The organism is Anaerobacillus sp. MEB173, from assembly GCF_052119505.1.
Taxonomy (GTDB): domain Bacteria; phylum Bacillota; class Bacilli; order Bacillales; family JBJMAU01; genus JBJMAU01.
The window spans coordinates 78,783-93,714 of the sequence record NZ_JBJMAU010000008.1 but is presented as its reverse complement, the minus strand read 5'-3'; the positions used below and the strand labels follow the sequence as shown (position 1 = coordinate 93,714).

Sequence of the window (14,932 nt, the reverse complement as noted above, 5' to 3'; positions counted from 1 at the left end):
CTAAAAAATCAAATTCCGCGCAATGTAATAAACTTTCATTTTTAAGAATAAGATTTTTGTCGAAAATTATTGTATACTAATTGTAACTGCTTTATATTTTTTAGAGATTCTAAGAGCATGCTGGAAGGAAGGAAATCGTGAACAATCGTCTACTCTTAAAGATACTAACTATTGTTTTATGTACAGCCTTTCTAGGTGAATTAAAAGTAAGCCCTTTCGATAGCTCTTTTCGGTTTGGATTAGGAGGCGCCGGATTTTTCTTCCTATTGCTGTTTTATCGGGATGTTCCTTATTTCTTAACTGGACTAGTAACGGGTATTTTTACAGCGTCTTTTCGAATAGGACTTGATTATGCAATTTCATTAGATTCATTCTCTTTTTACGGGTCTTTGCTCACACATAGTCCAGTTATCGGCTTTTACGTTACTTTTGCCATACTGCTTCGGTATATACAGCATAAAGATTTTCATAAAAATGGACTTTGGATTGGGGGTTGGGGGGCATTTTCTGATGCTTTTTCAAATATTGTCCTCTTACTCGTGATGATTCCTTTTCTCCCTGACCATCATTTGTATTCTGTTCCGGTTACATATGTAGTCATCATTGCCATTACTAGAAGCTTTTTTGTCGTTGGGCTATTTTCGCTTTTCGAAGCTAGTAAGCTAGCTGCTGTCTATCAAGTTCAACGCTCACGCTTTGAACAAATACAGACAATATTATCAGAGTTGTATATCGAAGGATTTTATTTAAAAAAAACCTTAAATGAAATTGAAAATGTAACAGGAAAAAGCCATAAGCTATACCGTGAATTAAGAGAACTCGAATCACATAACCATTTGGCCACATTATCGTTAACGGTCACCCAAGAATTACACGAAGTTAAAAAGGATAATCAACGAATTTTGGCAGGACTTGAAAAATTGATATTAAATGAGAATCGGACTGGCCCGACATCTCTTTCTGATATTATAAAATTAAGCATTAAAGCAAACGAAAAATACAGCCAATCGCTAAAGAAAGACATACAATTTACGATTAAACAGAAGTTAGACCTTGACATATTACTAGTCTACCCCCTTCTTATTATTCTAAACAACCTCATAGCCAATGCAATTGAGGCCATAAATACGAAAGGTCACATTCAACTTGCAATTGCAAATGAGCAAAAGGATCTTGTCATTAGAATTATTGACAATGGTGTTGGTATTCATAAAGATGATCTAGCCGTTATCTTTGAACCTGGCTATACATCTAAATTTGATCAATTCGGTAAGGCATCTACTGGAATCGGTCTTTCTCATGTGAAGTCAATGGTTGAAGAAATGAATGGAACCATTCATGTAGTGTCCGATCACAATGGGACTGTGTTCAACATTCGACTACCTATCAATGTAATTGAAGTAAAGGGGTGTTAAAAAATGATGAATTACTATATCCTCGATGACGATATCTCAACTCGAAGAATTCTAGCAAAAATCATTCGTGATGAATCGCTTGGTGAGGTTGTTGGGGAAAGTGCCGATCCTGTTAGTGCATTAACCGAAATTATTATCGAAAAACCAAATATTATTCTTATAGATCTCCTGATGCCTACGCAGGATGGAATTGAGACGATTCAGCAACTGAAAGAAATGAACACCTCAAGTAAATTTATTATGATTTCCCAAATTGAAAATAAGGATATGGTCGGAAAAGCTTACGAAACTGGTGTTGAATACTTTATTCATAAGCCGATTAATAAAGTTGAGGTTACTTCAGTTATAATGAAAGTCATTGAACAAATTAAAATGGAAAAATCATTACTAGCCATTAAAGAAAGCTTATCGCTTTTGCCATTCTCAGAAGCAAAATCCCACAGGAAAAAGCCTAGCTTAGAAAAGATAATGCATGAAATTCTTTCAGATCTCGGTATTTTAGGTGAAAACGGTAGTTCTGATCTAATGGAAGTAATGAATCGGCTCAATATTATGGAAAATGACTTTGAAAGTATATCGTTAAAAACGCTCTATATTGAAGTATTAAAATTTCGAGGTCAAGATACTAGTGACAAAACAATTAAAGCATTTGAACAGCGCTTACGCCGTGCTATAAATCAGGCATTAACAAACCTTGCTTCAATAGGTCTTACCGACTATTCCCATCCGAAGTTTGAACTTTATGCTTCAAAATTTTTTGATTTCAGTGAGGTTCGGCTTAAAATGAATGAATTAGATGAAAAACAGTCATCTCGAAACCCGCGAATAAACATTCGAAAGTTTTTATACGCTTTCTATGTAGAAATTCAGGAAAGAATGTAATGAGAGATTAGGGTTTAGATTGGTTAAAAGTTGAAAATGAAAAGTACAGGCAAAGAAAAGCATCGATTAATTTAATCGGTGCTTTTCAACTTTTAATTTCCTCTATTCCAACCTTAAAAGAAAAAATTAATAAATTTGTAAAATATTTTTGTTTTTTTCTGTAGGTTTTCGTCACTTTTCATTACTTCCCCTTTACAATCAGTAGGAATTTGAAATTTTGTTGAACAAATGAAGGGGGATTATTACATGAAGAAATATTTATTTCCATTTCTCCTTTCTGCACTGCTTGTCATACTAGCAGCATGTGGAAGTGAAGAAAGTGGAACTGAGACAAACGAAGAATCATCTTTGCCAAGTCAATTAATCATTGCAACTGGTGGAACGTCAGGAACCTACTATCCACTAGGTGGAGGAATTGCCCAAATTATAACTGACAATACAAATGTAAGCGCTACCGCTCAAACAACAGGCGGATCAGTTGAAAACATGCGTTTACTAGGTTCTAAAGACGTAGAATTAGCATTCGTACAAAATGACATTGCTGATTATGCGACAAATGGAACAATGATGTTTGAAGGTAGTAAAGTTGAAAATCTACAGGGTCTAGCAACTTTATACAATGAGACTGTTCAAATCGTCGTTCCAGCTAATAGCTCAATTTCGAGTGTTGCTGACTTAGAAGGAAAACGTGTTTCTGTAGGGGCTCCTGGTAGTGGTGTTGAAGCCAATGCTCGTCAAATATTAGAAGTTTTCGGCTTAACTTTTGATGATTTTAATGCTGAATATTTAGCTTTCGGTGATTCTGTGTCAAGAATTCAAGATGGAAACTTAGATGCTGCGTTCTTAACAGCTGGTGCACCTACATCTGCAGTAACAGAATTATCTGCAACAAGCGGTGTTAAATTAATTAACATTGAAGCTGACAAAATTGCAGAGTTAATGAACAAGTATCCTTTCTATGTTGAGGAAACAGTTCCTGCCGACACATACCCTGGAGTAGCAGAAACAAAAACTGTTGCTGTTAAAGCAATGTTAGCTGTATCAAGCGATCTTCCTGAAGAGTTTGTTTACGAGGCAACAAAAGCATTATTTGAAAATACAGCTCAATTAGTTGCGATCAACACAAGAGCGGAATTCATTTCAGTTGATAATGCCTTAGAAGGACTAAGCATCGATATTCATCCTGGTGCCCTAAAGTTCTATGAAGAAAATGGTATAAAATAATAGTTTTACAATCTATCCGAGGAGGTATAAATACCTTCCTCGGGCTTTCTATTGATCACAAAAAGTTGACCTAACCACCAGTTCCCACTCTACTTGTCAGCTAACTGATGGTTAGTTGAATTTATTGTTTTATGAGTTAAGGAGGTTTTCTATTTGAATGAAAAAGAAAAAAATGTACAAGAATTGTCTGAAAAAGAACAGCAAGAACTATTAAGTAAATTTGATAAAGAATCAAGATTTCGAAATTATGCCGGCCTTTTTAAATGGATTGTGACCATTGCGGCGATCTCATTTTCAGGATTCCAATTGTATACAGCAATATTTGGAACACTGGCCTCACAATTACAACGGTCAATCCATTTAACATTTGCCCTTGCACTTATTTTTCTACTCTATCCTATTTCGAAAAAAGCGTTAAACAACCGGTTACCAATCTATGACGGCATTATCGTGATTGTAAGTATTTTTGTCGGTCTATACTGGACATTTGAATATAGCAATCTTGTCCAACGTGCAGGGATGTACAATAACCTAGATTTTATAGTCGGTGGACTCGCTATTTTACTAGTTTTAGAGGCAACTCGTCGTGTTGTTGGTCTGCCTATTGTTATCATCGCAGCCGCATTTTTACTCTATGCGTTGTTTGGAAATTACATGCCGGGCTTCTTAGAGCATCGAGGCGTAAGTCTTGAGCGTTTAATCACACATATGTATTTTACAACTGATGGAATTTTAGGCACTCCATTATCCGTCTCAGCTACGTTTATTTTCTTGTTCTTACTATTTGGTGCCTTCTTAGTCAAAACAGGTGTCGGACAATACTTTAACGACCTTGCCCTCCTTATAGCAGGAAGATCAGTAGGTGGGCCAGCGAAAGTAGCGGTTTTCTCGAGTGCCCTGCAAGGTACAATCAGTGGAAGTTCTGTAGCCAATGTTGTAACATCAGGTTCGTTTACAATCCCAATGATGAAAAAGACAGGATACAGTAAAGAATTTTCAGGTGGCGTAGAAGCAGCTGCTTCTACTGGAGGTCAGTTAATGCCGCCAATTATGGGTGCTGCAGCATTTTTAATGGCTGAGTTTACTGGGATTTCTTACTGGGATATTGCCAAGGCAGCACTTGTTCCCGCCCTCCTCTATTTTGCTGGTATTTGGATTATGGTTCATTTAGAAGCAAAGCGAATCGGACTTCGCGGCTTAACTAAGGAAGAACTCCCAAATAAAAAGGAAGTTTTGAAAAAATTATACTTGTTAGCCCCACTCTTTGTCATAATCGGCCTGTTAATGGCAGGATTCTCACCAATCCGAGCAGCTCTTTTCGGAATATTGAGTGTTATCCTTGTTGGGGCAATCCGTAAAGAGACAAGATTATCGTTCAAAGACATTTTAGAGGCACTTGAAAATGGTGCTCGCACTGCTTTAGGTGTGGCAGCAGCAACAGCATGTGCTGGAATGATTGTCGGTGTCGTAACACTGACTGGACTTGGATTAAAATTTGCGGGAGGCCTAATTGACTTATCAAACGGTGTTCTATTATTAACTTTATTCTTTACGATGATCGCTTCAATCATCCTGGGAATGGGAAGTCCGACAACAGCCAATTACATCATTACATCTTCAATGGCAGCACCAGCGATTATATTACTTCTTTCAGAACCTGGGGCTGAAGTTAGTATGGCTGTTTTATTATCAGCACACATGTTTGCATTTTATTTTGGAATTGTTGCCGATATTACACCTCCAGTTGCACTTGCAGCATTTGCGGCATGCGGGGTTTCTAAAGGCCGTCCTATAAAAACAGGCTTTATTGCAGCAAAACTGGCAATTGCCGCCTTCATAATTCCGTATATCTTTGTTCTATCACCAGAGCTATTTATGATTGATACACCACTTCTGACAGGACTGCTGTTAATTGTTACGTCATTAGTTGGAATGATCGGTATCGGTTCTGGCGTCATGGGTTACTTACTTTGCCCAATGAATGCAATAGAAAGAATACTAGGTGCTGCTGGCGGTCTATTTCTTATCTATCCAGGATTAGTATCCGATGGAATCGGAATTGGACTTCTTGTCACTGTAGTACTTTTACAAGTCATGAAATCAAAGAAACAAAATGTAATGAAGTTAGCTAGTTAATTCGTAAAGTTTTCATAGATCCTACTTAATTTCTAATATAGATGTTTAATACTTTCCGAGGTGAATAAAATGGCAGCCACTACTACATTAACAAATGAACAAAAAAACAATCATGCAAATAAAGCAAGCTTATTGGAATCAACACAAACGGTTATTCATGAGGCATTAACAAAATTAGGCTATAAAGAAGAAACACATGAGCTATTAAAAGAACCATTACGAATGCTGACTGTAAGAATCCCAGTGAAGATGGACGATGGCAGTGTAAAAGTATTCACAGGCTACCGCGCTCAGCATTGTGATGCAGTTGGGCCAACAAAAGGGGGGGTTCGCTTTCATCCAGAAGTAACTGAAGAAGAAGTAAAAGCCCTTTCGATATGGATGAGCTTAAAATGTGGGATTGTTGACCTTCCTTATGGTGGTGGAAAAGGCGGAATCATTTGTGATCCTCGTGAGATGTCATTCCCTGAGATTGAAAGATTAAGTCGCGGATATGTTAGAGCTATCAGTCAAATTGTTGGACCAACAAAAGATATTCCTGCTCCAGATGTCTTTACAAATTCACAAATTATGGCATGGATGATGGATGAATACAGCCGCATTCGTGAGTTTGACTCTCCTGGTTTCATTACTGGTAAACCACTTATACTTGGTGGTTCTCACGGTCGCGAAACAGCAACAGCTCGTGGTGTCGTCATTTGTATTGAGGAAGCGGCTAAACGAAAGGGAATCGACGTGAAAGGCGCAAAAGTTGTTGTCCAAGGATTCGGAAACGCGGGCGGCTACCTTGCTAAGTTCATGCATGACTCTGGCGCAAAAGTCATTGGAATTTCGGATGCGTACGGGGCTTTATATAATGAAGATGGGCTTGATATTGAAGATTTGTTAGATTGTCGTGATTCCTTTGGAACGGTAACAAACCAATTTAAAAACACGATTTCAAATAAAGAACTATTAGAGTTACCTTGTGACATTCTTGTTCCGGCAGCAATTTCAAACCAAATTACGATCGATAATGCGCATCGCATTAATGCCAAAGTTGTAGTTGAAGCAGCGAATGGACCGACAACACTTGAAGCAACGCGTATTTTAGCAGAACGTGATATTTTATTAGTTCCTGATGTATTAGCTAGTGCTGGCGGTGTAACAGTATCCTATTTTGAGTGGGTTCAAAACAATTTAGGCTACTATTGGACTGAAGAAGAAGTACTAACAAAACTACGCGATGTCATCGTTAAATCATTTGCCAACGTATATGATACAGCGCAACAGCGTAATGTGAACATGCGTCTGGCCGCATACATGGTTGGTGTGCGTAAAATGGCTGAAGCCTCTCACCTGCGCGGTTGGATTTAACTTAATAATTAAGTAAAGGGGATGTCTTAAGACATCCCCTTCTCTATAGTAAACTAAACCCAAAGCCCTTCGCTCTAATTCGGTCAATAAGCTCTGGCAAAATTGTGACCGTTTGCTCTAATTCATGTAAAAGGATAATAGATCCATCCCTCATATTTTCACTGACATTACACACGATCTTCTCAGGTGTTGCTTTGTTCATCCAATCATAGGATGAGATTTCCCACATCACAGGTATTAAATGGAGATCGTTTAAAATTGACAATGTATCGTCATTATATTGACCAAATGGTGGTCTGAAATATTGAACTTTTGTTTGTGTAATCTCTTGAATAATGTCAACACCCTGTTTAATTTGCTTATATTGTACTTCTTTTGTTAGCTTTACAAGATTTTTATGCTGATGGGAATGTGCTCCTATAACATGCCCTTCATCCAATACTCTTTTCCACGGTCTTTCCCCATATAATAATCTCGATTGCCAGAAAAAAATTGCTTGGACATTCTTTTCTTTAAATATATCTAAAATCGAATGTAGATGCTTACTAGGACCATCATCAAACGTAAGAATAACGTTTTTCTCAGTAGTTGTAAGCTGTTTCTTATTTTTTATCCATCTCTCATCTTTAAGATCGTACACGACCTGTCCATCAACTACTCATTGGTTATGCAAAAAAATTCACTCCTATATAATCTTATCAAAATTATTCTGTTTATCATTATATACCTATTATGATGTTACTACCTTATTCACTTTAAAAAAAATTGAGGCGGCATAAAGCCACCTCTTTTTGGAGTTTTTTAACACCCTATATTTTGTCAAAAATTATTAACGTTTCGCCATTTATTCTCAGTTGTCTCCTCATTTTTTCTCACATTATATTTCCATGCCTTATCCTCATCCATCATTTTCTTAGCTGCATAAATAGTCAGGAACTGTATGACAATGATCGGTATACCTAGGAGACCAGTAAGAACTTCAAGTGGAGCTAGGCCACCAATTCTCATTAATATAAGACCAATGAATGTAATGATTCCAGCAACAATAATTCTTACTATTTTAGAAGGCTCTCCATCCACCATATTTTTTGTACTTAAATAGGATGCAATAGTATAAGTTGTCGAGTCTAATGTCGTGGTCAAAAAAATGATAGCTACGAGAATAAAGACTGAAATCGCGATGATAGCAAATGGCAACGAGGCTAATATTTCAGGAATAGCTGCCATAGGATTCTGTTCTTGGACAATATCCATCACAGGAACAGTACCAGAAAGAAATCTATTTACACCAAGACCTCCAAGAACTCCTGATGCAACCCAGGAAATAAGCGTAGGAGCTAGTAAATAAGTGAGTATCATTTCTTTAATCGTTCTACCTCGGGAAATCTTCGCAGCAAACACACTATGCAGCATTGCCCATGTAGCAGAATAAGCAAACCAAAATACCGTGTTTTTTACGATATACATGCTTCCTACCATGTCTAAAGAATTCGTATGTAGGGACATATTCATATAATTTGTTAAGAGAAAACTTACACTATCGGTGAAGTAATCAAGAATAAATATACCAGGTCCGGCTAGCATGATGAATAAAGCGAACGCACCCGCGATATACATATTGAGAGTACTTAATCTTTTTATCCCTTTTTCTATTCCTAAGTAAGCACTTATAGAAAAAAGAACTACCCAGATAATTGTCACAATGAGTGTTAAGGTAAACGTAATCTCAATACTAAATAACTTGGCTAAATTATATGTAATAATAGGGGCACCTAAACCTAAAGTAACTGCTGCTCCTGAAAGGATACTAATTAAAAAAATTACATCTACGATTTTTCCGCCTATACCATCTGTTAATTTATCTCCTAAAATACAGCGACACGCTTCGGAAATTCGCAAAAGTGGTTTCTTTCGAACATGTAATACATATCCCAATGCCGGTGCTGCCATGACAAAAATGGCAAACGTTTGGAAACTCCATAAAAACATACTGTACGAACTTCCCCACAATAATGCGTCAATCGAGTAAGCCTCTACTCCATAAGGGGGATCCTGTACAACATTGGTCCATTCAATCATACCAGTCCGCATGATCGTCGATCCTAACCCCATTGCTACAAGAATAGAAGCATATTCAAATAAAGTAAATCTTGGTTTCTCAGTCGGATCGCCTAAAACAACATTCCCATACTTAGAAAATGATAAACATAATGCTGCTACAGCCATTAAAAAACCATACCAAATGTACCCCCATGAAAACGCTTCCACAATTTTATCAAAAATACTATTCAACATATGTAGAGATGCATCTTCGTACATGGAAAAAGGAATACCAATGGCAAAAATAATAAGTAAAGATGGAATAAAAATTTTGTAGTCTATTAAACTACTTCTGTTTGCCCCTTCAATTTTTTTCATATATTAACAAACCTCCAATATCACCGTCTTAAACTGCTTAATACCTTTTCCATGAAATAGAGTCTGCACGTCGGTCTAGGATCAATAGATAAATCCGAGACTATACTTTTCTGAATATTTTAATAATAACAAATTTAGTTTTTAGAATCATTCGACAAGTTGTGGAAAAAAACTTAAGATCTTTATACAATTTTAATAAATATACTTCAAATACTCAAATTGGCAAAACATAAAATAGAACAATACCTTCCAAAAGTAACGGAAGGTATTTGTTGTCTCTTATTAAATATCATTCCTAACTTACTTTATTATCTAGTGACTTTTCTAATATCTCTACAATATCAAGTGTCTTCACATCGTCTTCCACTTCTTTCATCTTCGTACCATCGCTGATCATTGTTAAGCAGTACGGACAACCACTTCCGATCATTGTCGGTTTCGCGTCAAGAATTTGTTCTGTTCTGGCAACGTTAATACGGGTTCCTGTGTCTTCCTCTGTCCACATCATACCTCCGCCCGCTCCACAGCACATCCCATTTTCATGGTGACGAGACGCTTCAACGAGCTGTACGCCAGGAATTGCTTTTAGTACGTCACGTGGGGGCTCATATACTTCGTTGTAACGACCTAAATAACAAGAGTCATGGTACGTAATGATTTCATTGACTTCATTTGTCGGTGTTAGTTTTCCTTCCTTAATCCATTGAGACAGTAATTCAGTATGATGAAATACTTCTGCATCTAACCCAAACTCAGGGTACTCACTTTTCAGTGTATTGTATGCATGCGGATCGGTTGTAACGATCTTTTTAATGTTATGCTTTTTAAATGTTTCAATATTTGCATTTGCTAGCTCCTGGAATAAGAACTCGTTTCCGATACGACGTGGTGTATCTCCAGAGTTTTTCTCCTTGTTTCCAAGAATTGCAAATTTTACACCTGCAAGATTCATCACTTTCGCAAATGATTGTGCAATCTTTTGACTTCGGTTGTCGTAAGAACCCATTGAACCAACGAAGAAGAGGTATTCAAACTCTTCACCTTTTTTCTCCATTTCTTTCACTGTTGGCACATCAATGTCATCACGACCGTCACGCCAGTTTTCACGCTCTTTTCGGCTAATTCCCCACGGGTTCCCTTGACGTTCGATATTTGTAATCGCACGCTGGGCATCAGCATCCATCTTTCCTTCTGTTAAGACAAGGAAACGACGCATATCAATGATTTTATCAACATGCTCATTCATCACTGGACATTGATCTTCACAGTTACGGCACGTTGTACATGCCCAAATTTCTTCCTCTGTAATAACATCACCAATCAGGCTCACATCATATTCGATTGTTGCTGCTACTTCTTGATTCGCCGAGCCTTGCATTGCTAACTGATTTCCTTTTGTATGATTAAATGCAAAGCTAGGAAGCCATGGAGATCTTGATGTAACAGCAGCTCCTTTTTCAGTTAAGTGATTACGAAGTTTTACAATCAAATCCATTGGTGAGAGGATTTTTCCTGTTCCTGTTGCCGGACACATGTTTGTACAACGACCACATTCAACACAAGCATATAAGTCCAACAATTGTTTTTGATTGAAATCTTCTATTTTATTTACTCCAAATACTTCTTGTGAGACATCTTCAAAATTAATTGTAGATAATTGACCTACTTTATGTGTTCGGCCAACAAATACATTGGCAGGACCTGCAAGTAAGTGTGCATGTTTGGATTGCGGGATATACACTAAAAATGTTAATAAAAATAATAAGTGCAACCACCAGAATAGAAAGAACATGACGGCTGCAGCTGTTGGGCCGATTCCAGAAAAAACATAGGCAAGGACTGAAGCAATTGGTTCAAAACCAGTCAATGGTTTATCAAGCCAAATTTTCTCCATTCCCTTCGCAAATAGCTTTGAAACCATTAATCCACCTATGAAAATAAGAACGAGCCCAGACTTCCATCCTCTCTTCAAACGAGTTAATTTTTCAATGTAACGACGATGAAATGCCCAAACAACTGCGATAAGAATCATGAGTACGACTAACTCTTGGAAAATAGTAAAAAAAGGATAAACCGGTCCTAATGGTAAATGCGATCCTATTGCTAATCCTTTCCAAATCACATCGATCGCACTAAACTGAACAAGCAAAAAACCATAGAAAAACATGACATGGATCGTACCGCTCTTTTTATCTTTCATTAGTTTCTTTTGTCCTAATACATTTACAATAACAGCATCCAATCGGTCCTTTATTGTATGAGTAAATTCTGTCTTTTTTCCCAGTTTGATATATTCATATCGTGTTTTTACTAGTGAAATAAATAAATAGATGGCATATCCTGTTACACATAGAAATGCAATAAAGTTAATAATAGCTATTTGTTCCATGTTACGATTTACTCCTTTCTGTCAATTATTGTATAGAATCATGGAAATAAAATGGCTAGCTTATGTACTCGAGCTCGTTCCAAAGTATTTCAACGCTAATTGATAAAACCATTCCGCTGCCATTGGTAATACAGTTTCATCAATTTGAAATCGTGGATGATGATGAGGGTAGATGGGTTTATTTGTATCACCTGCACCAATGAAACAGAAAGCGCCTGGAATCTCTTTTAAATAATAGGCAAAATCCTCCCCTACCATATTCGGTTTCATTATGCCTGTATTCTCAGGACCAAAAACGTCTCTGGCTACATCTAGGATGATCTCAGCTTCTGTCTTATGATTCACGACGGCAGGATATCCACGCTGATAATTTACGTTAATGTCCGCTCCGTAGATGTTTTCTAAACCCTTAGTTAACGTTTCTAATTTTGTTTGAAGAATATTTCTTACACCCGGGGAAAAACTTCGTGCTGTACCTTCTAATACCGCTTGATTTGCAATAATATTAAATGCTGTACCCGAGTTCATTTTCCCAAATGTAATTACTCCTGATTCTAAAGGGTCGATGTTTCGGCTAATTATTTGCTGTGATGCCATAATTAAGTGCGATGCGATAACAATAGAATCAATTGTATTATGAGGCATCCCTCCATGTCCGCCCTTCCCATTAATTTCAATCGAAAAGCTGTCTGTTGCCGCCATCATCGGGCCATAAGAAGTTTGAAATGTTCCTGAAGGTAATTCAGACCATAAGTGCAATCCAAATATGGCATCAACACCCTCTAAGACTCCTTCTTCAATCATTCCGAGTGCTCCGCCCGGGCTTACTTCCTCTGCAGGCTGAAAAATAAACCTCACATTTCCTCCTAAGTGATTTCTTTGCAGCGATAGCCGTTTCGCAGCCCCCATTAATATTGCCGTATGCCCATCATGTCCACAGGCATGCATGACCCCTGGAACCTGTGATGCAAAAGGTAAGCCTGTTTCTTCTTGAATTGGCAAAGCATCCATATCTGCTCGAAATGCAATCGTTGGGCCGTTCTCAATCGTTTTTAGATCTGCCACCACTCCGTTCCCGTTCACTCGTTCCTTTACATCTAAACCTATGCTTCTCAAAAAATCTGCAACGATTTTTGACGTTCTGCTTTCCTCAAATGAAAGTTCAGGATGTTTGTGAAAATCCCTTCGCCATTCTATAATTTCTTCTGCTAATGATTTCATTGATAATCACCTCTTATCGTATCGTTGGTATAATTATCCTAAGACAAAAAATAAACATCACTAAAGTTTAACCGGGTGACAGCGCCACCCGGTATTCATAATATTTTGACTATTCAGTTTGCTAAAGCCTGTTTCTCAGCAAGTACCTTTTTGAATTCTTCCGTTAATAAAGGAACGACCTCAAATAAATCTCCAACAATCCCGTAATCTGCCACATGGAAAATATTTGCTTCAGGATCTTTATTAATCGCTACAATAACTTTTGAACTCGACATTCCCGCTAAGTGTTGCATGGCTCCGGAAATTCCACATGCGATATATAAATCCGGTGTCACGACTTTCCCTGTTTGACCAATTTGTAGCGAGTAATCACAATATTCGGCATCACAAGCAGCACGTGATGCACCAACTGCTCCTCCAAGGACATCTGCCAACTCTTGCAGAGGTTGGAACCCTTCAGCACTTTTGACTCCGCGGCCTCCTGAAACAATGACTTTCGCTTCGGCAAGGTCCACTTTGCCAGATGCTTTTTTCACAACTTCTCTTACGACTGAACGGAGATCTTTAATTGTTACAAGTAGTTTACTCGTTTCATTCGTAACCGGATTCTCTTTCGCTTCGATATTGTTTGGACGAATTGTTGCCATTACTAAATCTTTTATTACTTTTTTCTTTTGGAATGCTTTACCAGAATAGATTGGTCTTGTAAAAACAAGTACGTCTTCCGTTTCCACATCAATGCAATCTGAGATAAGCGCAACATTTAATCGAGCCGCTACACGAGGAAAGATATCTTTTCCGATTGCTGTATGCCCAGTGAGTACAACATCGGGTTGTACTTCTTCAATGACTTTGAGCAATGCTTGTTTGTAGCCATCCGGTGTGTATTCATTTAGCTCTTCATTATCAACAACGTACACCTTTTCGGCACCATATTTAGCTAGTTCTTCACTATACTTTTCCGTATCACTTCCAAAGATGCATGCATTGATTTCTACATCGCTCGCCACTCGTCCAGCAACGGTTAGAACTTCAATTGACACATTTCTTAATTTTCCATTTTTCGCTTCAGCAAGTACAAGTACTTTTGTCATCCTATTCTGCCTCCTTAAACGACCTTATTTTCTTCATGCAATATTTGAACTAATTCTTCTACTTGAGCCTTAAGTTCGCCCTCAAAAATTCGCCCCGTTTCCTTTTTAGGAGGTAAGTAGAGGTCTACCACTTCCGATTTTGCTAGAATATCCGCCTCATCAAGGTCTAAATCGTCAATTTCCAACTGCTCTAATGGCTTCTTTTTTGCTTTCATAATCCCTGGCAAAGAAGGATAACGCGGTTCATTTAAACCCTGTTGGGCTGTTACCAAAATTGGTAAGGATGATTCAATAATTTCGATATCTCCTTCAACATCCCGTTCTACCTTTACATTTTTACCATTAATCTCTAGCTTTGTAACCGTAGCAATATGCGGAATATCCAATTCTTCAGCAAGGCGTGGTCCAACTTGACTGGCACCATTGTCGACGGACATATTTCCACCAAGGATAATGTCATAGTCAATATCCTTTATCGCCGCTGCTAATACTTTTGCAATCCCGTTTTCATCCAACAATAAATCTTCATCTTCTTCGATCAAAATCGCGTTATCAGCACCCATTGCTAACGCAGTACGCAGGGCACTCTCTGCGTCTTCTGAACCGATTGTAATAACTGTAACTTCTCCATCATTTTCCTCTTTTAACTTAACAGCTTCTTCCACCGCATACTCATCATAGGGATTTAGAATAAGCTCCACGTTTTCATGATCAATTTGACCATTTGTGATTGAAAGTTTTTCTTCCGTATCTAATGTTTGTTTAATAATGACAACGATTTTCATTATGAAAATACC

General features: G+C 37.7%; 11 protein-coding genes. 5 read left to right on the top strand and 6 right to left on the bottom strand.

What is annotated here, in order from left to right; translation table 11 throughout:
• The first annotated feature begins 137 nt into the window (after positions 1–137).
• The 5 genes from ACJ2A9_RS16085 to ACJ2A9_RS16065 all read left to right on the top strand — a co-directional run bounded on the left by ACJ2A9_RS16085 (position 138) and on the right by ACJ2A9_RS16065 (position 7,013).
• Positions 138–1,415, top strand: coding sequence for a sensor histidine kinase (locus tag ACJ2A9_RS16085; RefSeq protein ID WP_441422691.1), 1,278 nt, complete (start codon positions 138–140; stop codon positions 1,413–1,415).
• Positions 1,416–1,418: 3 nt separating this feature from the next.
• On the top strand, positions 1,419–2,297 hold the full coding sequence (locus ACJ2A9_RS16080) for a response regulator (RefSeq protein WP_441422690.1): 879 nt from the start codon (positions 1,419–1,421) through the stop codon (positions 2,295–2,297).
• Positions 2,298–2,543: 246 nt separating this feature from the next.
• A complete protein-coding gene (locus ACJ2A9_RS16075) occupies positions 2,544–3,521 on the top strand; it encodes a TAXI family TRAP transporter solute-binding subunit (RefSeq protein ID WP_441422689.1) in 978 nt (325 codons plus the stop codon).
• A 153-nt stretch (positions 3,522–3,674) separates the two neighbouring features.
• A complete protein-coding gene (locus ACJ2A9_RS16070) occupies positions 3,675–5,657 on the top strand; it encodes a TRAP transporter permease (protein WP_441422688.1) in 1,983 nt (660 codons plus the stop codon).
• 69 nt (positions 5,658–5,726) lie between these two features.
• Positions 5,727–7,013: a Glu/Leu/Phe/Val family dehydrogenase gene (locus tag ACJ2A9_RS16065; RefSeq protein ID WP_441422687.1), complete on the top strand. Its 1,287-nt coding sequence runs from the start codon at positions 5,727–5,729 to the stop codon at positions 7,011–7,013.
• Positions 7,014–7,056: 43 nt separating this feature from the next.
• Here the strand turns inward: ACJ2A9_RS16065 and ACJ2A9_RS16060 are convergent, their stop codons facing one another.
• From ACJ2A9_RS16060 to ACJ2A9_RS16035, 6 genes are all read right to left on the bottom strand, one after another.
• On the bottom strand, positions 7,057–7,653 hold the full coding sequence (locus ACJ2A9_RS16060) for a polysaccharide deacetylase family protein (protein WP_441422686.1): 597 nt from the start codon (positions 7,651–7,653) through the stop codon (positions 7,057–7,059).
• A 179-nt stretch (positions 7,654–7,832) separates the two neighbouring features.
• Positions 7,833–9,431 (bottom strand): BCCT family transporter, encoded by a 1,599-nt coding sequence (locus ACJ2A9_RS16055; protein ID WP_441422685.1) that lies wholly within the window; start codon positions 9,429–9,431, stop codon positions 7,833–7,835.
• A 295-nt stretch (positions 9,432–9,726) separates the two neighbouring features.
• The gene (locus tag ACJ2A9_RS16050) at positions 9,727–11,820 is read right to left on the bottom strand and encodes a (Fe-S)-binding protein (protein WP_441422684.1); all 2,094 of its coding nucleotides are present in this window, start codon (positions 11,818–11,820) and stop codon (positions 9,727–9,729) included.
• Between the two features lie 60 nt (positions 11,821–11,880).
• On the bottom strand, positions 11,881–13,041 hold the full coding sequence (locus ACJ2A9_RS16045; RefSeq protein ID WP_441422683.1) for a M20 metallopeptidase family protein: 1,161 nt from the start codon (positions 13,039–13,041) through the stop codon (positions 11,881–11,883).
• A gap of 113 nt (positions 13,042–13,154) precedes the next feature.
• The gene (locus ACJ2A9_RS16040; protein WP_441422682.1) at positions 13,155–14,135 is read right to left on the bottom strand and encodes an electron transfer flavoprotein subunit alpha/FixB family protein; all 981 of its coding nucleotides are present in this window, start codon (positions 14,133–14,135) and stop codon (positions 13,155–13,157) included.
• 14 nt (positions 14,136–14,149) lie between these two features.
• Positions 14,150–14,920, bottom strand: a complete 771-nt coding sequence (locus ACJ2A9_RS16035) for an electron transfer flavoprotein subunit beta/FixA family protein (protein WP_441422681.1) — start codon at positions 14,918–14,920, stop codon at positions 14,150–14,152.
• Between the last annotated feature and the right edge of the window lie 12 nt (positions 14,921–14,932).